20 protein-coding genes are annotated in these 20,379 nt (G+C 65.2%); 14 read left to right on the forward strand and 6 right to left on the reverse strand.

Annotation, left to right across the window (positions count from 1 at the left end; translation table 11 throughout):
* Positions 1 to 2 precede the first annotated feature (2 nt).
* The 3 genes from APT63_10680 to APT63_10690 all read right to left on the reverse strand — a co-directional run bounded on the left by APT63_10680 (position 3) and on the right by APT63_10690 (position 4,656).
* Positions 3 to 1,046 (reverse strand): L-glyceraldehyde 3-phosphate reductase, encoded by a 1,044-nt coding sequence (locus APT63_10680; GenBank protein ID AMA46054.1) that lies wholly within the window; start codon positions 1,044 to 1,046, stop codon positions 3 to 5.
* On the reverse strand, positions 1,043 to 2,386 hold the full coding sequence (locus tag APT63_10685) for a nitrilotriacetate monooxygenase (protein AMA46055.1): 1,344 nt from the start codon (positions 2,384 to 2,386) through the stop codon (positions 1,043 to 1,045). The genes APT63_10680 and APT63_10685 overlap by 4 nt, the downstream gene beginning before the upstream one ends.
* Before the next feature lie 92 nt (positions 2,387 to 2,478).
* Positions 2,479 to 4,656, reverse strand: a complete 2,178-nt coding sequence (locus tag APT63_10690) for a TonB-dependent receptor (GenBank protein ID AMA46056.1) — start codon at positions 4,654 to 4,656, stop codon at positions 2,479 to 2,481.
* Positions 4,657 to 4,982: 326 nt separating this feature from the next.
* Between APT63_10690 and APT63_10695 the strand changes: the two genes are divergently transcribed.
* From APT63_10695 to APT63_10705, 3 genes are all read left to right on the forward strand, one after another.
* Positions 4,983 to 6,029 carry a LacI family transcriptional regulator gene (locus APT63_10695; protein AMA46057.1) on the forward strand — a complete coding sequence of 349 codons (1,047 nt, stop codon included), beginning with the start codon at positions 4,983 to 4,985 and terminating at the stop codon, positions 6,027 to 6,029.
* 180 nt (positions 6,030 to 6,209) lie between these two features.
* Complete coding sequence (locus APT63_10700) at positions 6,210 to 6,857, forward strand: peptide-binding protein (GenBank protein AMA46058.1); 648 nt, start codon at positions 6,210 to 6,212, stop codon at positions 6,855 to 6,857.
* Positions 6,858 to 7,110: 253 nt separating this feature from the next.
* Entirely contained in the window at positions 7,111 to 7,797 is a 687-nt protein-coding gene (locus tag APT63_10705; GenBank protein AMA46059.1) for a GNAT family acetyltransferase, read from the forward strand.
* Between the two features lie 723 nt (positions 7,798 to 8,520).
* On the opposite strand, the gene APT63_10710 is transcribed toward APT63_10705, so the two are convergent.
* A complete protein-coding gene (locus APT63_10710; protein ID AMA46060.1) occupies positions 8,521 to 9,930 on the reverse strand; it encodes an allantoin permease in 1,410 nt (469 codons plus the stop codon).
* A gap of 307 nt (positions 9,931 to 10,237) precedes the next feature.
* Here APT63_10710 and APT63_10715 point away from each other — a divergent pair, with 307 nt between their 5' ends.
* From APT63_10715 to APT63_10760, 10 genes are all read left to right on the forward strand, one after another.
* Positions 10,238 to 10,723, forward strand: coding sequence for a flavin reductase (locus APT63_10715; protein ID AMA46061.1), 486 nt, complete (start codon positions 10,238 to 10,240; stop codon positions 10,721 to 10,723).
* An 87-nt stretch (positions 10,724 to 10,810) separates the two neighbouring features.
* Complete coding sequence (locus tag APT63_10720; protein AMA46062.1) at positions 10,811 to 11,854, forward strand: monooxygenase; 1,044 nt, start codon at positions 10,811 to 10,813, stop codon at positions 11,852 to 11,854.
* Positions 11,855 to 12,049: 195 nt separating this feature from the next.
* Complete coding sequence (locus APT63_10725; protein ID AMA46063.1) at positions 12,050 to 12,646, forward strand: peptide synthetase; 597 nt, start codon at positions 12,050 to 12,052, stop codon at positions 12,644 to 12,646.
* Between the two features lie 58 nt (positions 12,647 to 12,704).
* Positions 12,705 to 13,538: a 3-oxoadipate enol-lactonase gene (locus APT63_10730; GenBank protein ID AMA46064.1), complete on the forward strand. Its 834-nt coding sequence runs from the start codon at positions 12,705 to 12,707 to the stop codon at positions 13,536 to 13,538.
* Positions 13,535 to 15,016 (forward strand): carnitine dehydratase, encoded by a 1,482-nt coding sequence (locus APT63_10735; GenBank protein ID AMA46065.1) that lies wholly within the window; start codon positions 13,535 to 13,537, stop codon positions 15,014 to 15,016. Before APT63_10730 ends, APT63_10735 begins: the two co-directional genes overlap by 4 nt.
* 13 nt (positions 15,017 to 15,029) lie before the next feature.
* On the forward strand, positions 15,030 to 15,515 hold the full coding sequence (locus tag APT63_10740) for a flavin reductase (protein ID AMA46066.1): 486 nt from the start codon (positions 15,030 to 15,032) through the stop codon (positions 15,513 to 15,515).
* A 69-nt stretch (positions 15,516 to 15,584) separates the two neighbouring features.
* Positions 15,585 to 15,974, forward strand: coding sequence for a 4-carboxymuconolactone decarboxylase (locus tag APT63_10745; GenBank protein ID AMA46067.1), 390 nt, complete (start codon positions 15,585 to 15,587; stop codon positions 15,972 to 15,974).
* Positions 15,975 to 16,061: 87 nt separating this feature from the next.
* Positions 16,062 to 16,814 (forward strand): GntR family transcriptional regulator, encoded by a 753-nt coding sequence (locus APT63_10750; GenBank protein AMA46068.1) that lies wholly within the window; start codon positions 16,062 to 16,064, stop codon positions 16,812 to 16,814.
* A gap of 2 nt (positions 16,815 to 16,816) precedes the next feature.
* Positions 16,817 to 17,380, forward strand: coding sequence for an NUDIX hydrolase (locus APT63_10755; protein AMA46069.1), 564 nt, complete (start codon positions 16,817 to 16,819; stop codon positions 17,378 to 17,380).
* 256 nt (positions 17,381 to 17,636) lie between these two features.
* A complete protein-coding gene (locus tag APT63_10760) occupies positions 17,637 to 17,924 on the forward strand; it encodes a hypothetical protein (GenBank protein ID AMA46070.1) in 288 nt (95 codons plus the stop codon).
* A 44-nt stretch (positions 17,925 to 17,968) separates the two neighbouring features.
* On the opposite strand, the gene APT63_10765 is transcribed toward APT63_10760, so the two are convergent.
* The gene (locus APT63_10765; protein ID AMA46071.1) at positions 17,969 to 18,235 is read right to left on the reverse strand and encodes a hypothetical protein; all 267 of its coding nucleotides are present in this window, start codon (positions 18,233 to 18,235) and stop codon (positions 17,969 to 17,971) included.
* A gap of 316 nt (positions 18,236 to 18,551) precedes the next feature.
* Between APT63_10765 and APT63_10770 the strand changes: the two genes are divergently transcribed.
* The gene (locus tag APT63_10770) at positions 18,552 to 19,445 is read left to right on the forward strand and encodes a hypothetical protein (GenBank protein AMA46072.1); all 894 of its coding nucleotides are present in this window, start codon (positions 18,552 to 18,554) and stop codon (positions 19,443 to 19,445) included.
* Here the strand turns inward: APT63_10770 and APT63_10775 are convergent.
* Positions 19,436 to 20,293: a hypothetical protein gene (locus APT63_10775; GenBank protein ID AMA46073.1), complete on the reverse strand. Its 858-nt coding sequence runs from the start codon at positions 20,291 to 20,293 to the stop codon at positions 19,436 to 19,438. The genes APT63_10770 and APT63_10775 overlap by 10 nt on opposite strands.
* Positions 20,294 to 20,379 lie beyond the last annotated feature (86 nt).

Genomic DNA, 20,379 nt, shown 5'->3' on the forward strand with positions numbered 1-20,379 from the left:
GCTCACTCCTTCCAATCGGTCGAGGGTTTTTCCCACAGGTTGATGCCGCCTTCGACGGCGTGCTGGTCGATCTCGGCCAGCTCTTCGTCGCTGAAAGCCAGGTTTTCCAGGGCCGCCACGTTCTCGGTGATCTGTTCCGGGCGGCTGGCGCCGATCAGGGCCGACGTCACCCGCGGATCGCGCAGGGTCCAGGCCAGCGCCAGCTGCGCCAGGCTCTGCCCTCGGCGGGCGGCAATGGCATTGAGCGCGCGGGCGCGGGCCAGGTTGGCGTCGCTCAGGTGTTCGGGCCGCAACGAGCTGCCGCCCGCGCGGTTGACGCGGGCGTCGTCAGGAATGCCGTTCAGGTACTTGTCGCTGAGCAGGCCCTGGGCCAGTGCGGTGAACACGATCACACCGGCGCCCAGCGCCTCGGTGGTGTCCAGCAGGTCCTGTTCGATCCAGCGGTTGAACAGGTTGTAGGCCGGTTGGTGGATCAGCAGAGGTACCCCTCGCGCCTGCAGCAGTGCGGTGATCTCCCGCGTCTTTCCGGCCGAGTACGAAGAGATGCCGATGTACAGCGCCTTGCCCTGCCGGACGATGTCGGCCAGCGCCGCTGCGGTTTCCTCCAAGGGCGTGTCCGGGTCGAAACGGTGCGAATAGAAGACGTCGACGTAGTCCAGGCCCAGCCGCTGCAGGCTCTGGTCGAGGCTGGCGATCAGGTACTTGCGCGAGCTGCCGCCCTGACCGTATGGCCCTGGCCACATGTCCCAGCCGGCCTTGCTGGAGATGATCAACTCGTCGCGGTAGGCACGCAGGTCCTCGCGCAACAGGCGGCCGAAGTTGGTTTCGGCGCTGCCGTACGGTGGCCCGTAGTTGTTGGCCAGGTCGAAGTGGTTGATGCCCGCGTCGAACGCGGTGCGCAGCAGGGCGCGCTGGGTATCCAGGGGCGTGGCGTCGCCGAAGTTGTGCCACAGGCCAAGGGACAGCGCCGGCAGCACCAGGCCACTGCGGCCGACGCGACGGTAAGGCATGTGATCGTAGCGTTGCGGATGGGCGACGTAGCTCATGGGCAGCCTCGTTCGGTGAAGTAAGGGTTGGCAGGCCGTTGCAGGCCCAGGTGATCACGCAGGGTCCGACCCTCGTAGCGCTGGCGGAACAGCCCGCGGCGCTGCAATTCGGGCACCACGTGCATGGCGAAGTCTTCGAGGCCCTGGGGCAGGTGCGGGACCAGCACGTTGAAGCCATCGGCAGCGCCGTGCTCGAACCAGGCCTGCAGGGCATCGGCCACCTGGACCGGGGTGCCGATCACGGTGTAGTGCCCTCGCCCGCCGGCAATCCGGCGCCCGAGCTGGGCCAGGGTCAACTGCTCGTCCCCGGCCAGCTCGGTCAGCAACTGCTGACGGCTGCGCTGGCCGTTCTCGGTGAGGGGCAGGTCGAGCAATGGGCCGTCCAGCGGGTAGCCGGACAGATCGAAGTTGCCAAGCATGCGCCCCAGCAAGGCAACGCCCACGCGGGGATCGACCAGGGCCTGAAAGTGCGCGTGCTTGGCCTGCGCTTCCGCCTCACTGGAGGCCGTCACCACATAGACACCGGGCATGATCTTCAACGCTTCGGTGCTGCGCCCGAACCGGGCCAGGCGCCCTTTCACGTCTGCATAGAACGCCTGCGCCTTCGCCAGGGAAGGTTGCGCGGTGAACACCACCTCGGCACTCTGCGCCGCCAGTTCGCGACCGACCTCGGAAGAGCCGGCCTGCACCAGCACGGGCCGCCCCTGGGGTGAACGCGCCACGTTGAGCGGGCCGTCGACCGAGAAATGCTCGCCGCGGTGGTCGAGGCGGCGCACGCCGTCCGGGCGATGGAACAGGCCGACCGTCTTGTCGCGCACGAAGGCATCGTCGGCCCAGCTGTCCCACAGCCCTTGCACCACCTGCTGGAATTCCCGCGCCCGGGCATAGCGCTCGGCATGGGGGATGTGGGCGTCGCGGCCGAAGTTGCCAGCCTCGGCGGCGGCATCGGAGGTCACCAGGTTCCAGCCGGCGCGCCCGCCGGAGAGGTGATCGAGCGAGGCGAACGCGCGGGCCACGTGGTAGGGCTCGTTGTAGCTGGTGGTGGCCGTGCTGATCAGGCCGATGCGTTCGGTGACGGCGCTGAGCGCCGACAGCAGCGTCAGCGGCTCGAAGTGCACCGAGCGGGCACTGTGACTGGCCAGCGCATCACTGGGCGCGGCCACGCTATCGGCGATGAACAAGGCATCGAAGCAGGCCGCTTCGGCGATATGGGCCACACGTCGGTAGATGGCGAAGTCCAAAGGATCGCTCGGCACTTCGGGATGACGCCAGGCGGCGACATGGTGCCCGGTCGCCATGACGAAGGCGCCGAGGCTCATGTGTCGTACAGGTGTGTTCATGGTGGTGCGCTCGTGTACGGGGTGTCATGAAACGACGCGCCGACCCGACCGGACCGTAACGGTGCAGGCAGGGTCGGCCCGTCGGACGGGGCTCAGAAGTCCTTGCGGACCTGCACGCCGACATAGCGCTGGTCGTCACGCGGCACCGCGCGGTAGAGATAGTCGCCGCCGGTGTTGAGCATCTGCGCGTAGGACCGGTCGCCCAGGTTCTTGCCGAGCAGGGCCACGCGCCAGCCCGCGTCGTAGTCGGCCAGGGCCACGCTGGCATTCCAGATGCCGTAGGCGCCCTGACGGGTGTCGGGGTTCTGGTCGAGGCTGAACTGCACCTCGTCCTGCCAGCTGTAGTCGGTGGAAAGTTCGATATCCAGGCCGCTGTCCAGGGGGATGCTGTAGTCGGCCCGCAGATAACTCTTCCAGTCCGGGGTGAACGGCAGGTGTCCGCCGTCGATGTTGCAGCTGGCCGCGGCACCCGCCGGGCAGTCGAAGTGGTCGATACGCGCCTTGGTGTAGGCCACCGCGCCGGACAGCTTGAACTGCGGGGTCACCTGGAGACTGGCGTCGAGTTCGACGCCTTGGGTGTTGACCTTGCCGGCGTTGACCAGGCGAGTCACTACCTGGTTGGCCACGGTGTCGAAGAAGTTGGCCTGGTAGTCGTTGTAGTCGGTGTGGAACAGCGCCAGGTTGGCGACCAGGCGGTTGTCCAGGGCGGTGCTCTTGAGACCGATCTCGTAGGCGTCGGACGTTTCCGGCTTGAGGGCGCCGGTGTCACGCGGCTGCATGTTGAAGAACACGTTGTAGGCCGGGCCCTTGTAGCCACGGGAATAGGTGATGTAGCCGGTCAGGTGCTCGTTGAAGTCGTATTGCAAGCCCGTGCGGCCGCTCCAGCCGGTCTCGCTGACCGAACCGGAGCTGCGCGTCGAAGGCTGGATGCCGGTGACCGGGGTCGCCGAGCTGGACACCCGGCGGTGATCGTAGTCGAGGTCATCGTGGGTCCAGCGCAGGCCGAGGATCGCTCGGAAGTCGTCGGTGAGGTTGAAGGTGTTCTCGCCGAACAGCGCGACGCTGTCGTTGGTGGTCGAGTAGTCGGCGCGGCCGGTGCTGGCCACGCCACCGTTGACCGACAGGCGCCGATAGGTCTCGTCGGAGCGGCCATGCATGTAGAAGGCGCCGAGCACGTATTCGTTGAACGCGCCCTTGGGCGAGGCCAGACGCACTTCCTGGCTGAACTGGTCGTAGTCCACCGTGCCCTTGTCGTGGGACGCCGTGACCGGCAAGGCGGCGCGGCGGTCGCCGTCCTGGTACTGGGTGTTGTCCCAGCCGCGCCAGGCGCTGATGGACGTCAGCGTGTAGTCGCCCAGTTGCCAGTCCACCTGCGCCGACAGGCCCTGGTTCTGGTCTTCGACGTGACTCTTGAAGTCACTGTCGATGTCACGGTTGTGGTCGCTCGGCGTCACGCCACGCAACTGCCGGGTGAAGGCGCTGCTGGCACGGGTGAGCACCCCGTTGGGCAGGGTGTCTTCGCCTTTCATGTAGTCGGCGATCAGGGTCAGCTGCAGGTCCTCGCGCGGCTCGAACTCCAGCTTGCCGCGCACGCCCTGGCGTTCGTAGCCATTGACGTCGTGGCCGTTGGCTTGGTTCTCGACATTGCCCTCGTAGTCGCCCCACAGGGTGCTCAGCGAACCTTTGAGCTGGTCGGTCAGGCGCCCGCCGATGCCGAAGCGCAGGCGGTTCTCGTTGCCACCGCCGTAGTGCGAATAGTCGACATAGCCTTCGGTCTGTTCCGGCACCGGGCGGCTGACGATGTTGAGCACGCCCGCCGAAGCGTTCTTGCCGAACAAGGTGCCCTGCGGCCCGCGCAGCACTTCGATGCGCGCCAGGTCGAGCAGGTCCAGGGTCGATTGCCCGGGCCGGCCGAAGACCACGCCATCGACCACGGTGGCGACGGTCGGCTCGACGCCTGGCGAGGTGGAGATGGTGCCGACGCCGCGGATGAACAGCGAGGTGTCCTTGTTCGACGCGCCTGCCCGGTAATTCAGGGTCGGCACCTGCTGGACGAGGCTGGCGACGCTGTTGCGGTTGTCACGCTCGAGCTGCTCGCCCTGCACCACCGAGACAGCGACCGGAACGGCCTGCAGGGTCGACTCGCGACGGGTGGCGGTGACGGTCACGGCACCCAAGGCAGTGGCCTGGGCGCCACTGTCCGAGGCGTCGGCCGCCAGGGCCGTCTGCCCAGGCCCGGCCAGCAAGACGGCCACGGCCAGGGGTGCCAACGGCGGGAAGGTGGAGAACGAAGAAAACGTACCGCTCCTGGCGGCGGAATTGACGAGATCGTGCATGACGCTCACTGCCTTGAGAGACCAGACCGGACCCACCGCAGGATGGGCCATCGAAGAGCATGCCGCGGGATCTGGTCTCGCTCGTGCGAGTGGCAGCCGGTAACCGGCAGTTGCGCTTGGTAGCGCTAACAGGACGAAGTATCGAAGCTCTTTGCTTAGTCCGTCAAATGATAAAAAAGCAGATATATATTCTTTAAGGTTATTGGAAACCAGCCGCACTCTGCGCGCTACCATCGAGTACTTTTTCCAGGAATGCCACTGTGGGCTCAGCCAAGACTCCCTTTCGCAAGCGCCGTGGCGCAGGCCGTGTCACGCTGACCGAGGTGGCCCATGCGGCCGACGTGTCGGCCATCAGCGTGTCGCGCTTCTTCAATCAGCCCGAGCAGGTGTCGCTGCCCCTGCGCGAGCGCATCCAGGCTGCCGTGGAGGCGCTCGGCTACGTACCCAATCGGGTGGCTGGTGGATTGGCTTCGGCCAGGGGGCGCATCGTCGGCATGGTCGTTCCGAACCTCTCCGGGCCGATCTTCGCACCGACCCTGCAAGCGTTCAGCGATACCCTGAGCCGTCACGACTACCAGGTGCTGCTGGCATCGAGCGACTTCGATCCTGTTCGCGAAGAGCGGGCCGTACGGGCGTTTCTTGGCTGGTCGCCCGCCGCCCTGGTGGTCACCAGTCGGTTCCACAGCTTGGCGACGGAAAAACTGCTGGCCCAGGCGGACCTGCCGGTGGTGGAGACCTGGGACTACACCCCGGAGCGCGCACCCGTCCAGGTGGGCTTCGTACACCGTGACGCCGGCGCCCAGGCCTGTCGTTACCTGCTGGACAAAGGCTATCGACGCATCGCCTTCGTGCCCAACAGCGTGCCGGGTGACTTGAGCGCGCTGGAGCGCCGCGATGGCTACCTGGACGTGCTGGCCGAGGCCGGGTTGCCGCCTACGGTGTGGGTGCCCTCGCCGCACGCCACCCCGCTCGACGCCGGGCGGCAGGCGATGGAGGCGCTGCTGGCCTGCGATCCACGGCCTGATGCGATCCTGTTCGCCAATGACAACCTGGCCGCCGGCGCGCTGCTGGCCGGTCAGCGCGCCGGGGTGCGCATGCCCGAGGACATGGCCATCGTCGGCTTCGGCGACTACCCCTTCGCCGGGCTGCTGCTGCCGAGCCTGACGACCCTGCGCCCGCCTGCGCAGGCCATCGGCGAAGTGGCGGCGCAACGGGTGTTGCAAGCCCTCGGCGTGATCGCCGTCGAAGGCGACGTGGCGCGGTTGAATCGCTTGCATTGCGAGGTGATCGAGCGTGAAAGCAGCTGAAGCACGGGCGCGAGACACCCGATCGATGATTCGATGGAGCCATCATTGGATCGGATTTTTCTGACCGCCTTCAGTGAACCGAACCTTCAAAAAAAGGTCTTTGGCTGACGGTCGTTTACCTGACCCGTTCGCCGGCCCGCCCATGGGCCTACATTCGTCCTGTACATGCGAAGACTCACAATGCCCGATTCCCGCTCCTTCACTGCCCTCGCCGCCCTGCGTGGTGGTTTGATCGGCGCCGTGCTGGCGCTCGCCGCGCCCGTCCATGCCGAGGAAGCTGCCAGCGACGCCCGCTGGGTCAGCGACAGCCTCAGCACCTACGTGCGCAGCGGACCGACCGATGGCCACCGCATCGTCGGCACGCTCAAGTCCGGGCAGAAGGTGACGCTGATCGGCACCCAGGGCAACTACAGCCAGGTGCGCGGCCAGAGCGGCGACGTGGTCTGGATCAACAGCAGCGACTTGCAGGCGGTGCCCGGCCAGTTCGAGCGCCTGCCGCAGCTCGATGCCCAGGTAGCGCAGTTGAGCGACCAGCTCAAGAACATCGACGACACCTGGAAGAACCGGGTGCAGGGCATGCAGGAAACCCTCGACTCGCGTAAATCGCTGATCACCGAGCTGGAAACCCGTAACAAGGACCTGAGCGAGCAGCTCGACCAGGCCCAGTCCAACCTGCGCGATACCCAGGCGCGGTTGGGCGACGAGAACAAGCAAGTGATGATGCGCTACATGGTCTATGGGGGCAGCATCGCCGGTGCCGGTCTGCTTGCCGGCCTGATCCTGCCTGCCCTCACCCGTGGTCGCAAACGTAACGATCGCTGGTTCTGAAGCAGCTGCATGTCGTGAGCGGCACGCGGCAAGCAGAGCGTCTGGGCGGAAAGTACCTGGATGGCTGAACGCAGGACGGGGGTGTAGGGGCTTGGGTACCAGCCCCCTATGCGCCGAGTCTCTGCTCAATCTGAGCCTTCCAAGCGTCGCGTATGCTCTGCTGGAGCGCCATGGGACAAGCACTGCGGTATGCTTGCGGCTTGCAGCTTTCTGCTTGCCGCTCACCCCCCCGCTTTCCCGTTGGAGTCATGTGATGTTCATTCTCAGCCGTCTCGACGGCATGCCCCCCGAATCGTTCCAGAGCCAGATCCGTCAACTGGTGATCGACCATGTCGGGGAGGTGAGCAGCGTGGCCATCGCGCCGTCGAACACGCTCTATCCGCTGTACCAGTACGGTGTGGGCCTGGAGGCCCATCAATACCTCGAAGCGCTCGACGGCACCCGCGGACTACAGGCCCGGCTGACCTTGGCGCTCGATGCCGAGGCGCCGGATCGCCTGCTGGGTTTTGCCCTCGGATTGCCGGCGGCGGACCGCGACGATACCTGCGCGCTGGCGTTCTTGATCGTCTTGCCCGAGGCGCGGCGCCAGGGCATCGCCCGGGCCTTGCTGGGTGAGCTGCAGGCCGACTACGCGTGTGTCGAACTGGCCGCTTTCGCGCACCAGGTGCCGTGGTTCGAGGCCATGGGCATGCAGGTGGTGGCGGCCAGCGGCCCGCAGGTGTTGATGACCAGTACCGGGCGGGTCAGCGAGGCCTTGATCGGGCGCCTGGACATTGCACCGCTGTATCAGACCACCGAGGTGGGGCAGATCCATGCCTATCTGCTCAATCACAATGGCGAAGAGGCGATGATTGAGGCGGAGCGTCAGCGTGACGAACGCTTGGACCAGCTGACGCTGGAAGCGGCGCAGTGTGTCGAGGGACGTAGACGGGTGCACTGAGGCTGGTGCTTGTGTCTTGAAGACGCGGTGAAGCGACCGCCGCCATCGCGGGCAAGCCCCACAGGGTGGCGGTCATTGCGCCAATACATGCGTGGAATCAGAACCTGTGGGAGCTGGCTTGCCAGCGATAGCGCCCGATTAAGCGCCGCCTGCATCGAGGGCAAGCCCACTCCCAGGGTGGCGGTCATTGCGCCAATGCATGCGTGGAATCGAGACCTGTGGGAGTCCACCCGCCGCCTTGGCGCCGCGCTGTGGCGCAGAGAACATGGCGATAGCCGGCAAGATCCGAAGCTTCATTGCTAATCGATTTTAGGGCCGCTTTGCGGCCCATCGCGGCACGGGGGCCGCTCCTACACCCGTAGCCCCACCGCGGTGATACAGGTCATCGCGGTTCCTGTGGGCCCCAGCCGGGGTGCCGGACCGGCCGCGATTGGGCCCGCAGGGCCCACAAAATTCTGAAATTATTCCCTTTAAAATCAATAAGATATTTATTTTCTGTGGGAGCGGGCTTGCCAGCGATAGCGCCCGTTCAAGCGCCGCCTGCATCGCGGGCAAGCCCCACAAGAGGGCTGAATACAGGCTGGCCTGAGCCACGGCATGGCTGATCCGGTGGCCTGCAGGACCTACGCCATCAGCCATTCCTCTGCTTCAGACAAACCTCTGCCAGTACGGCCCAGCCGTTAGGGCTTGCCCGCGACGGGCTGCAAGGCAGCCCTCGAAGACTCACTCATGCGCGCTCACCACCCGCCCCGCCTTGATGGCCGCCGCCTTTCCGCGCGTCGCCAGGCAGTAGTACAGCGGCGCCGTCACCAGCAACCCGAACAGCCAGGACAGGTCCGCCCCTTCGACGAGGTTCGAGTACGGCCCCACGTACAACGCGGTATTGGCGAACGGCAACTGCACCAGGATTCCGCAGGCATAGGCGATGATCGCGTGGTGGTTGAAGCGGCCATAGATCCCGCCATCGGCGCTGAAGATCGAGGCGATGTCGTACACACCCTTCTTGATCAGGTAGAAGTCGATCAGGTTGATCGACGCCCACGGCACCAGCACCAGCAGCAGCGCCAGGATCAGCCCGATGAACTGACCGATGAAATCGGCCGAGGCGTTCAACGCCACCATGCCGCAGGCCAGCAGAATCACCGACGCCAGCACGACGCGCACCTTCACGCTCGGCGTCCAGTGGGCGAAGAAGGTCTGGATCGCGGTGACGATCGACAGCACCGCACCGTACAGGTTGAGGGCGTTGTGGCTGATGATGTTGAGCAGGAACAGCACCATCAGCACCGGGCCGAGCCAGCCGGTGGCCTGCTTCACCGCATCCATCGCATCGGTGCCCTGCGGCACGCACAACACCGCCACCGCACCGAAGCTGAAGCACAGGATCGTGCCCAGGGTCGCACCGAAGTAGGTGGCCCAGAACGGCTTGGCGATACCGATCTCCTTGGGCAGGTAGCGCGAGTAGTCGGAGGTGTACGGCGAGAAGCTGATCTGCCAGATGGTGCCCAGCGACACGGTGGCGATGAACCCGGACAGGTTGAAGGCGCCGCGACTGAAGAAGTCGGCCGGCAGTTCCTGGCTGAACATCATGATGAAGCCGGCCAGCAGGGCCGAGCCCATCACCCAGGTGCCGATGCGGTTCAGGCTGTGGATGAAGCGGTAGCCGATCACGCCGATGGCGGTCGCGCTCAGGGCGCCGATGACGATGGCGGTCGGCATGGGCACGCTCGGGGCGATGCCATGGATCGACTTGCCCGCCAGGACGATGTTGGAAATGAAGAAGCCGACGTAGATCAAGGCGGTGAAGAAGACGATCAGCAAGGCGCCGTAGCGACCGAACTGCCCACGGCTCTGCACCATCTGCGGAATGCCCAGCTGCGGTCCCTGCGCAGAGGCCAGGGCGATGACCACGCCCCCGATGAGGTGCCCGAGTGCGATGGCGATCAGCCCCCAGAGCAGGTTCAGGTTGAACACCTGGACCACCATGGCGCCGGTCACGATGGGCAGTGGCGCGATGTTGGTGCTGAACCAGAGGGTGAACAGGTCGCGCGCCTTCCCGTGGCGCTCGGCAGGTGGAACGTAATCGACCGTGTGATTCTCGACAAGCTGGTGCTGCGAAGACGGCTGGGACATAGGATTTTAGCTCGAAAGGTCGTTTTTATCGTTGTACGGAAACCGCTCGGGGCGGCCTCTCAGCTGAGGACCATATTATGGTATTCCAAACTTTTGACAACACTGATCCGCCGTAAATCGCGCCTTCTGATCCGCTCCGGTTCATCCTCAAGGCTTTTGCTGAATCCATTCAGGCCTTTAAATACGCGGCCTCCAGCCGTTCATCCTGTTTTTTTGGCGCCTGCAAAAAGCGCTTGCAAATCGGGTATTACGGTATACCATCAGACACATCAACTATAAAAAACGGCTCCCAATCGAGGATCACGCCATGATTGATGCAACCGTCTACAAGAACGTCCTGGGCTCGTTTCCTTCCGGCGTCACCGTCATCACCACCCTGGACGACGACGGCTCGATCGTCGGCCTGACGGCCAGCGCGTTCTCCTCCCTGTCGATGGATCCACCCCTGGTCCTGTTCTGCCCGAACTACACCTCCGATTCCTACCCGGTGCTGATCCGCAACAAGCGCTTCGCCATTCATCTGCTCTCCGGCGAGCAGCAGGCTGAAGCCTACGCCTTCGCCCGCAAGGGCAAGGACAAGGCGGCCGGCATCGAGTGGACCTTGAGCGAGCGCGGCAACCCGCTACTGGCCAACGCCACCGCCATCATCGAATGCGAACTGTGGCGCGAGTACGAAGGTGGCGATCACGCCATCATGGTCGGCAAGGTCGAGAACCTGATCGTGCCCGCCGATGCCCCCAACCCCATGATCTATTGCCGCGGCAAGATGGCCAGCCTGCCAGCCCTCGGCTGAGCCAGACGCCGCCTGCGGGCCTGCGCCCGCCCTGCCCGCTTCAGCCTGCCCGCCAGGCCACCATGACAATTCTGCGAGGAAAGCCCCATGAAGTTTTCGTTGTTCGTGCACATGGAACGTTGGGATGACCAGGTCAGCCACCGCCAGCTGTTCGAAGACCTGACCGAACTGACCCTGATGGCCGAAGACGGCGGTTTCAGCACCGTCTGGATCGGCGAACACCACGCCATGGAGTACACCATCTCGCCCAGCCCGATGCCGCTGCTGGCCTACCTGGCCGCGCGCACCGAGACGATCCGCCTGGGCGCCGGCACCATCATCGCCCCGTTCTGGAACCCGATCCGGGTGGCAGGCGAATGCGCGCTGCTCGACGTGATCAGCAACGGGCGCATGGAAGTCGGCCTGGCCCGCGGCGCCTACCAGTTCGAGTTCGACCGCATGGCCAATGGCATGCCGGCGACCGATGGCGGCAAGGCCCTGCGCGAAATGGTCCCGGCGGTGCGTGAGCTGTGGAAGGGCGACTATGCCCACGAAGGCGAGGTGTACAACTTCCCCACTTCGACCAGCGTGCCCAAGCCGGTGCAGGACGGCATGCCACCGATGTGGATCGCCGCGCGTGACCCGGACTCGCACAACTTCGCGGTCAAGCACGGCTGCAACGTGATGGTCACGCCCCTAATGAAGGGTGATGAAGAGGTGCTGGACCTGAAGAACAAGTTCCAGGCCGCACTCGACAACAACCCGGACGTGCCGCGCCCTCAACTGATGGTGCTGCGCCACACCCATGTGCACAGCCCGGCGGATCCGGACGGCTGGAAGGTCGGCGCCGAGGCGATCTCGCGCTTCTACCGCACCTTCGACGCCTGGTTCGGCAACAAGACCACGCCGGTCAACGGCTTCCTGGCGCCGAGCCCGGAGTCGAAGTTCGCCGAGGTGCCTGCGTTCGCCCTGGACAACATCCGCAAGAACACCATGATCGGCACGCCCGAAGAAATCATCGCGCGGATCAAGTACTACCAGGAACTGGGCGTCGACGAGTTCAGCTTCTGGTGCGACAACAGCCTGCCCCATGCCGAGAAGAAAAAGTCGCTGGAGCTGTTTATCAACGAAGTGGTACCGGCGTTCCGGTAAACGGTGCGAGGGGGTCTTTACCGCCTTCTGAAGCGGTTCCTGCCGGGGTGCCGGCACGACCGCGAAAGGCCGGATGGCGGCAGCGTCACCCCGCCCCTACGCGCGCGACGTATTTTCCATACACCCTGTTGCAGGTATCGTCTTATGGTATACCATAAGACAACAAAGCCCCGAACACCCATCATGGAGCCGCTCATGAGTTTCGAAATCCGCAAGATCGTCACCTACTCCGAAGAAACCCGCATCGAAGGCGGCAAGGCTACCGACAAGCCGGTGACCATGGTCGGCCTGGCCGTCGTGATCAAGAACCCTTGGGCAGGTCGCGGTTTCGTCGAAGACCTCAAGCCTGAGATCCGTGAGCACTGCTCCGACCTCGGCGCGCTGATGGTCGAGCGCCTGACCGCTGCCATCGGTGGCGCGGACAAGATCGAAGCCTACGGCAAGGCCGCCGTGGTCGGCGCCGATGGCGAGATCGAGCACGCCTCGGCCGTGATCCACACCCTGCGTTTCGGCAACCACTACCGCGAGGCGGTGCAGGCCAAGAGCTACCTGAGCTTCACCAACAAGCGTGGCGGCCCGGGCACGTCGATCCAGATCCCGATGATGCAGAAGGACGACGAAGGCCAGCGCTCGCACTACATCACCCTGGAAATGCAGATCGAAGACGCGCCGCGCGCCGACGAGATCGTGGTGGTCCTGGGTGCCTCCGACGGTGGCCGCCTGCACCCGCGCATCGGCAACCGCTACATCGATCTCGAAGAGATCGCTGCCGAGAAAGCCAACGCTCAATAACAATGATCAGAGGAAACGGGCGCGCCGTCGGCCGCCCTGCCCTCAAGGAGCGCCGTCCATGATTCAGCCTGCTGCTGAACGTACACCGGCCGGGACCAGTTACCTGAGCCTCGGCCAGGGTCAACCTGTGGTGCTGATCCACGGCGTGGGCCTGAACAAGGAAATGTGGGGCGGGCAGTTCGTCGGCCTGGCCAACGACTACCGCGTCATCGCCTACGACATGCTGGGACACGGCATGAGCCCACGCCCGGCAGCCGACACTGACCTGGCCGGCTATGCCGCGCAACTGGTCGAGCTGCTCGATCACCTGCAGATCCAGCAGGCGACGGTGATCGGTTTCTCCATGGGCGGCCTGGTGGCTCGGGCCTTCGCGCTGCACTACCCACAGCGCCTGAGCGCACTGGTCGTGCTCAACAGCGTCTTCAACCGCACGCCCGAGCAGAGCGCCGGGGTCATCGCCCGGGCTGCCCAGGCCGCCGAACTGGGCCCGGACGCCAACGTCGACGCCGCCCTGGAGCGCTGGTTCAGCCCTGAATACAAGGCCGCCAACCCGGCCCAGGTCGCAGCCATCCGCCAGGTGCTGGGCGACAACGACCCCCAGGGCTACCACACCACCTATTCGCTGTTCGCCACCCAGGACATGTACCGCGCCGACGACCTGGACACGATCCAGGCCCCAACGCTGATCGCCACCGGCGAGCTGGACACCGGCTCCACCCCGGCCATGACGCGCCAGCTGGCCGCACGCATCCCGGGCGCCCGCAGCGTGATCCTCGCCGAACAACGCCACATGATGCCGGTGGAAGCGCCGCGTGAAGTCAACCGCATGCTGCTGGACTTCCTTGGCCACGCCCGCACGCTTACCGAATCCGCCAAGGGGATAGTCGCATGACCCTCGTTCGTTTCCAGATGTGCATCGATGGCCAATGGCGCGATGCGCAGAGCGGCAAGACCTTCGACAGCCTCGATCCGGCCACCGCCCAGGCCTGGGCCCAGTTGCCCGACGCCGACGAAGCCGATGTCGAGCAGGCCGTGCAGGCGGCCCAGCGCGCCTTCGACAACCCGGCCTGGCGTGGTCTGACCGCCACGGCCCGAGGCAAGCTGCTGCGCCGCCTGGGCGACCTGATCGCCGAGAACAAGGAGCACCTGGCCCAGCTGGAAAGCCGCGACAACGGCAAGCTGATCCGCGAGACCCGCGGCCAGGTCGGTTATCTGCCCGAGTTCTTCCACTACACCGCCGGCCTGGCCGACAAGCTCGAAGGCGGTACCCTGCCGCTGGACAAGCCGGACCTGTTCGCCTACACCGTGCACGAGCCGATCGGCGTGGTGGCCGGGATCATCCCGTGGAACAGCCCGCTGTACCTGACCTCGATCAAGCTGGCACCGGCCCTGGCCGCCGGCAACACCATCGTGCTCAAGCCCTCCGAGCATGCCTCGGCGACCATCCTCGAGCTGGCGCGCCTGGCCCTGGAAGCCGGCTTCCCGCCGGGCGTGGTCAACGTGGTCACCGGTTTCGGCCCGAGCACGGGCGCAGCCCTCACCCGCCACCCGCTGGTGCGCAAGATCGCCTTCACCGGCGGCGCGGCCACGGCGCGTCACGTGGTGCGCAGCAGCGCCGAGAACTTCGCCAAGCTGTCGCTCGAGCTGGGCGGCAAGTCGCCGAACATCATCTTCGCCGACGCCGACCTGGACAGCGCCATCAATGGCGCCGTGGCCGGGATCTACGCGGCCTCCGGGCAGAGCTGCGTGGCCGGTTCGCGCCTGCTGGTGCAGGACGAGATCTTCGATGAGTTCGTCGAGCGCCTGATCGCCCGCGCCCAGCGCATCCGCATCGGCAACCCGCAGCACGACGACAGCGAGATGGGCCCGATGGCCACCGCGCAGCAGCTGGCCGTGGTCGAGCAGCTGGTCGCGGCCGCCCAGGCCGAAGGCGCTACCCTGCGCATGGGCGGCAAGCGCGCCCAGGTCGAGGGGGACGGCTGGTTCTACGAACCGACGCTGTTCGAATGCGACAGCAACTCGATGACGATCATGCAGGAAGAAGTCTTCGGCCCGGTCGCGGCGGTGATCCGCTTCAAGACCGAGGAAGACGCCCTGGCGATCGCCAACGACTCGCAGTTCGGCCTGGCCGCCGGCATCTGGACCCGCGACCTGGGCCGTGCGCACCGGCTGGCGCGCGATGTCCGCTCGGGTATCATCTGGGTCAACACCTACCGCGCGGTCTCGGCCATGGCCCCGATCGGTGGGTTCAAGAACAGCGGCTACGGCCGCGAGAGCGGCATCGACTCGGTGCTCGCCTATACCGAGCTGAAGACCGTGTGGATCAACCTGTCCACCGCGCCGATGCCCGACCCCTTCGTGATGCGTTGAGAGGTACACTGAGATGATCGAACCCGGGATCTACAAAGACGTGATGGGCTCGTTCCCATCCGGCGTGACGATCGTCACCACCCTGGATGCCGACGGCGGCATCGTCGGCATCACCGCCAGCGCCTTCAGCGCGCTGTCGATCGATCCGGCGCTGGTGCTGTTCTGCCCCAACTACAGTTCGGACACCTACCCGGTCCTGCGCGACAGCAAGTCCTTCGCCATCCACCTGCTGTCGGCCGAACAGACCAAGGAGGCCTATGCCTTCGCCGGCAAAGGCAAGGACAAGGCCAACGGCATCGACTGGCAGTTGAGCGAACGGGGCAATCCCATCCTGCCCAACGCCACGGCGGTGATCGAATGCGAACTGTGGCGCGAATACGACGGTGGCGACCACGCCATCATCGTCGGCGCGGTCAAGCACCTGATCCTGCCGGACACCCCGCTGGCACCGATGCTCTATCACAAGGGCAAGCTTGGCGCCCTGCCGCCGCTTGGCTGATACCGTTTTTGGGGTCGTGCCGCACTCACCCTCGGTTGCGGCCCCGTTTTCTTTCCAGGAGCTTGCGCCATGAGCAGCGAGAAGTACGAAAAAGGCCTGGCCATCCGCACCCAGGTGCTGGGCGAGGACTACGTCAACCGCTCGATCCAGAATGCCGATGCCTTCACCCAACCCTTGCAGGAACTGGTCACCGAGTACTGCTGGGGCCACGTCTGGGGCCGTGATGGTTTGTCGCTCCAGGAACGCAGCATGATAAACTTGGCCATGATTTCCGCGCTCAACCGCCCCCATGAGCTCAAGCTGCATATCCGCGGCGCCTTGCGCAACGGGCTGAGCCGCGAACAGATTCGCGAAATCCTGCTCCAGGTCGGCATCTACTGCGGCGTGCCGGCGGCGGTGGACAGTTTCCGCCTGGCGCGCGAAGCGTTCGCCGAGGCCGACGCGGAGTCAACCCGTTAACAACGGGCCAGTCGAACCCTGCAGGAAGCACCCAGGTTCGGGGTGTCCCGCAGCCAGGATTCGGCGGCCTCTCTCAGAGCGCACTCGATGAAACGCCAGCCCCTCGACGACAGCTTCAAGGTCAACCGCAATCCCGTTACCCTGCGTGAAATCGTGCTCGACAAGCTGCGCGCCGCGATCATGAACTTTCACCTGCTGCCCGGCGACCGTCTGGTCGAGCGCGACCTCTGCGAGCGGTTGGGCGTCAGCCGCACGTCGGTGCGCGAGGCGCTGCGTCACCTGGAATCCGAAGGGCTGGTGGAATTTGCAGACGCCAAGGGGCCCCGCGTCGCCATCATCACCCTGGAAGACGCGCGCGACATCTACGAGCTGCGCTGCGTGCTGGAAGGCCTGATCGTCCAGCTGTTCACCCTCAACGCCAAGGCCAAGCACATCCGGGCCCTGGAGCGCGCGCTGGAAGAAAACCGCGAAGCCCTGGAAGAAGGCGAGCTGCAACAGGTGCTCGACTCGGTCCAGGGTTTCTACGACGTGCTGCTGGAAGGTTCGGGCAACCAGGTCGCCGCGACCCAGCTGCGCCAGCTGCAGGCGCGCATCAGCTACCTGCGCGCCACCTCGGTATCGCAGGTCAACCGCCGAGGTGCCAGCAACCTGGAGATGGAGAAGATGGTCGAGGCGATCAAGAGCGGCGATCCGCTGGTCGCGCACCAGGCCTCGGTCGATCACGTACGTGCCGCCGCCAAGGTGGCGCTGGAGTATCTGCGCCAGAAGCAGGATGACACGGCCAAGGTGCGCGACCTGGTCGCCCCGGTGGCCCTCAAGGACCCCCGCATAGGCCGCTGATCATGCCCAACGCCCCGCGCTACTGCCCCCACTGCACCCTGGAACTGGCTCGGGGCACCCCGCCCGGCGATACCCATGAGCGCCTGCACTGCACAGGCTGTGGGTACATTCATTACGTAAACCCGAAGATCATCGCCGGCTGCATCATCGAACGCGAGGGCAAGTACCTGCTCTGCCGGCGCGCCATCCCGCCCCGTCCTGGGACCTGGACGCTGCCTGCAGGCTTCATGGAAGCCGGCGAGACCACCGAGGAAGCCGCCTTGCGCGAGGTGTGGGAAGAAACCGGCGTTCGCGCCGACATCTTTGCGCCCTATTCGGTGTTCAGTGTGCCGCGCATCAGCGAGGTCTACATCATCTTCCGCGCCACCGTCATCGAGGAAACCGGGCAGTTCGGCACCGAGACGCTGGAGTACCGGTTCTTCGAGCCGGCGGACATTCCGTGGGATGAGATCTATTACCCGGCCATCCGGCAGATCCTCGAACGTTACATCCTCGAGCGGCAAGCCGGTGTCTATGGCATCTACATGGGCAACGATGACACGGGCAAGGTGCACTTCATTCGCTAAGCGATGGGCTGCCATACCGGCTCCGTCGGCTACCGTCGATCGGCCTGTTCCGAAGATGCTTGAATTAACGCACCTGTCGCTTGACCCTCGATCGACCCTTTGCCACCCTCAAAGAACCGACAGGTTCCGCGACGTGCGTTATCTGTCGCGCAAATGAATTGAACGCCTGAAGCCGGGAGGCTTCGAACAGGGACTTTCGCCTACCCTCCCGGGTCATTCGCCAGATGCCCCGACCCTCGTCGATGGAGTCAGTCCCATGAAGTCATCCTGCCGTGCACCCAGCGCCTGCCTCGAACTGGACTATGTTCGCGATACCCTCTTCGGGCCGCTGTCTCAACGGGTCGAGTGCGAAGTGCAGCTCGCCCCGTTGCAATTGGGCGGCCGGCAGGGCTTGCAGCTTCATATCGCACCGCCCCTGCCCAAGAAGCTGGATCGCTCGCACAGCCTCGCCTTCGTCTGGGAAGGCAAGGCGTATCATGGCGTGGTGCGTCACCATGGCAAATGCGGGGACGGCGGCATCAAGCTGCTGCTGGAGCTTCAATAGCTTCCAGCAGCATCAGGCAACGGCATGCCAGGCCCTTTCTGGCTTCAGGCGAATGCCCGGTGCTGGGCCTGGCTGGCAGGAGGATGCTGTTGGTGGCGCAACTGCACGATGAGCCCCAGCACATCCCGGGTGCTGTTCAGGCTGTCGAGCGGCACGCCATCGAGTACCACGCATTCCTCGAGCGAATCGCCTCTACCCAGGCGAATCGTCAGGTGACCGTCTTCCGAGCAGCTCACTTCGCATCGGTCGGGCAGGCAGGCCCGTTCGATGAGCTGACGCATTTCCAGCGTCGACAACCCTAGCAGTGACATACCTTGGCCCTCTCAAGATGGTCCATGGGTGCGAAGGCAGAGCTGACGTCAGTCGAGCGCCGATTGGTGGATGACCAGCCCAGCAATGGGTCATTCGCTCAGGTGCGAATGCGTGCTTCGCCTCTTCACCATAACTGAAGAAATGCCTTGCACCGGTGTTGTGCGATTAACGGAAAGGTCCGAACGACCGGCGGTCTTCGGCGCTGCCTGGGCAAGGCACGCCCAGTATCGGGGTTGAACCCTCCATACCGCGTGCGGTTCGAAGCCTGAAGGCTCTAGTCAGGGGCTTTGCGGACCCATCGCCACAGGAGGGCGCATGCAACGTCGTGAATTCTTGATCAAGTCCGCCGTGACCACGGCGGGCATGGCGCTTGTCCAGGGTGCCTGGGCCAAAGCAGCGCATGAACGCCAATTCGATCATCTGTCTGGCCAAAAAGGTGCAGGTCCAGTGCTACGCCTCAAGGGCCTGGCCATCGGCGAGGGCGCGCCCACGATCATCGCCTCGATCACCGGTCGGGACCTCGACACGATCCGTCGACAGACACAGGCCCTGGCCGCCAGCGAGGCCGTGGACATCGCCGAGCTGCGCCTGGACTACCTGCCCGACACGCTGTCGCTTCAGGACACGGTGGCGTGGGTCGACCAGGTGGTGTCCGACCTGCACGGCAAGCCGCTGCTGGCGACCTTCCGCAGCGCCCAGGAGGGTGGCGAGCGTGCGCTGCCAGACGATGCGTATGCTCGCCTGTGCAGAGCCCTGCTGGAACAGACACGCATCGACCTGCTCGACATCGAGATGATGAAACCCCAGGCCAGCGTCCAGGCGCTGGTCGCCAAGGCGCATCAGCAAGGCGTGGCGGTGATTCTGTCGAACCATGACTTCCAGGCCACGCCCAGCCGTGAGGTGATCGTCGAGCGTCTGCTGCGCCAGCAGGCATTGGGTGCCGATATCCTGAAGATCGCCGTGATGCCCAAGGCGCCGGAAGATGTCCTGACGCTGATGGCGGCCAGTCAGGAGGTGTACCGCCGCGCGGATCGCCCGTTGCTGACGATGTCCATGGGGCCGCTGGGCGTCACTTCTCGCCTGAGCGGCCAGTTGACCGGCGCGGCGCTGACCTATGCCAGCGTCGGACAGGCCTCGGCCCCCGGGCAACTGGAGGCCAGCGCGGTACGCGAGGTGCTGGACATCGTCCAGCGTGGGGCTCAGGACTGAGCCCGGCGGTCCATGGCCATGGCCAGCGCATCGAAAGTGCCCTTGCTGGCCTCGACCGCCTGCACCACCGTGGCCTTGTCGGCCCACAATGAGTCGGACACGGCTTCCGAAAAGATTTCCAGTACATAGTCACCGGTATACCCGCACGCGACGATCGCGCCCAGCAGCCCACTCAAGGGGATCGCACCCTCCCCCAGGGCACGGCGGTCGTGCAGCGAGCGTGGGCGGCGCCAGTCGGCCAACTGCACCAGGAACAGCTTGTCCGCGCTAAGGGTTTCGACCAGCCCGGGATCCTGCCAGCTGTTGTAGAGGTCCAGGCACACCCCGAATGCCGGATGGTCGACCTGGGCGGCCAGCTCGCGCGCCTGGCTGAACGCGAACAGGATCGAGTTGCGGTTCATCAACGAAGGCCCCAGGGCCTCCAAGGCGATCTTAAGGCCATGGGCCTGGGCATGCCGCGCAAGGGTCGGATAGCGCTCGAGGCAGCCGTCCCACACCCGCGCTTCGTTACCTTCGGCATCGGCACCCGTGTTGGTCACCAGCGGCACGTCCTGCCAGAAGCCTGCGAACAGCTCGACCGTGCGCATCAGCGCATCCAGTCGGGCTTCCGGGGCCTGTGGCTCAGGCGCCGACTGCGTGGGGTAGAGGGTCAGGATACGCGGCTGGATCGAGGTGATGCGCACCCCGCTGTCCTTGATCATCGCCAACTGGTCGCGCGCCTGCTGCGGGTCGGTGGACAGCTTCTTTTCGGCAAGTTCCAGCGCGCACCCCAGGCGCCTGCACAGCTGCAGGTCGTCTTCGATGGACAACGGCTGGGTGGTGATCTGGCTGATGGACAGGCGTTGCATGGGCACCCCGGTGAACTGACGGCAAGAAAGACATGCAGTGTCAGAACGACCGGGGTCGGGGGAAGTTCAGGTGGCAAGCGGCAAGC

Source organism: Pseudomonas monteilii, assembly GCA_001534745.1.
Lineage (GTDB): Bacteria > Pseudomonadota > Gammaproteobacteria > Pseudomonadales > Pseudomonadaceae > Aquipseudomonas > Aquipseudomonas alabamensis.

Bases quoted from the DNA above. Each gene is read 5' to 3' on its own strand.
- APT63_10680 (AMA46054.1), bottom strand. From the start codon at position 1,046: ATGAGCTACGTCGCCCATCCGCAACGCTACGATCACATGCCTTACCGT.
- APT63_10685 (AMA46055.1), bottom strand. From the start codon at position 2,386: ATGAACACACCTGTACGACACATGAGCCTCGGCGCCTTCGTCATGGCG.
- APT63_10700 (AMA46058.1), top strand. From the start codon at position 6,210: ATGCCCGATTCCCGCTCCTTCACTGCCCTCGCCGCCCTGCGTGGTGGT.
- APT63_10705 (AMA46059.1), top strand. From the start codon at position 7,111: ATGTTCATTCTCAGCCGTCTCGACGGCATGCCCCCCGAATCGTTCCAG.
- APT63_10710 (AMA46060.1), bottom strand. From the start codon at position 9,930: ATGTCCCAGCCGTCTTCGCAGCACCAGCTTGTCGAGAATCACACGGTC.
- APT63_10715 (AMA46061.1), top strand. From the start codon at position 10,238: ATGATTGATGCAACCGTCTACAAGAACGTCCTGGGCTCGTTTCCTTCC.
- APT63_10720 (AMA46062.1), top strand. From the start codon at position 10,811: ATGAAGTTTTCGTTGTTCGTGCACATGGAACGTTGGGATGACCAGGTC.
- APT63_10725 (AMA46063.1), top strand. From the start codon at position 12,050: ATGAGTTTCGAAATCCGCAAGATCGTCACCTACTCCGAAGAAACCCGC.
- APT63_10730 (AMA46064.1), top strand. From the start codon at position 12,705: ATGATTCAGCCTGCTGCTGAACGTACACCGGCCGGGACCAGTTACCTG.
- APT63_10735 (AMA46065.1), top strand. From the start codon at position 13,535: ATGACCCTCGTTCGTTTCCAGATGTGCATCGATGGCCAATGGCGCGAT.
- APT63_10740 (AMA46066.1), top strand. From the start codon at position 15,030: ATGATCGAACCCGGGATCTACAAAGACGTGATGGGCTCGTTCCCATCC.
- APT63_10745 (AMA46067.1), top strand. From the start codon at position 15,585: ATGAGCAGCGAGAAGTACGAAAAAGGCCTGGCCATCCGCACCCAGGTG.
- APT63_10750 (AMA46068.1), top strand. From the start codon at position 16,062: ATGAAACGCCAGCCCCTCGACGACAGCTTCAAGGTCAACCGCAATCCC.
- APT63_10755 (AMA46069.1), top strand. From the start codon at position 16,817: ATGCCCAACGCCCCGCGCTACTGCCCCCACTGCACCCTGGAACTGGCT.
- APT63_10760 (AMA46070.1), top strand. From the start codon at position 17,637: ATGAAGTCATCCTGCCGTGCACCCAGCGCCTGCCTCGAACTGGACTAT.
- APT63_10765 (AMA46071.1), bottom strand. From the start codon at position 18,235: ATGTCACTGCTAGGGTTGTCGACGCTGGAAATGCGTCAGCTCATCGAA.
- APT63_10770 (AMA46072.1), top strand. From the start codon at position 18,552: ATGCAACGTCGTGAATTCTTGATCAAGTCCGCCGTGACCACGGCGGGC.
- APT63_10775 (AMA46073.1), bottom strand. From the start codon at position 20,293: ATGCAACGCCTGTCCATCAGCCAGATCACCACCCAGCCGTTGTCCATC.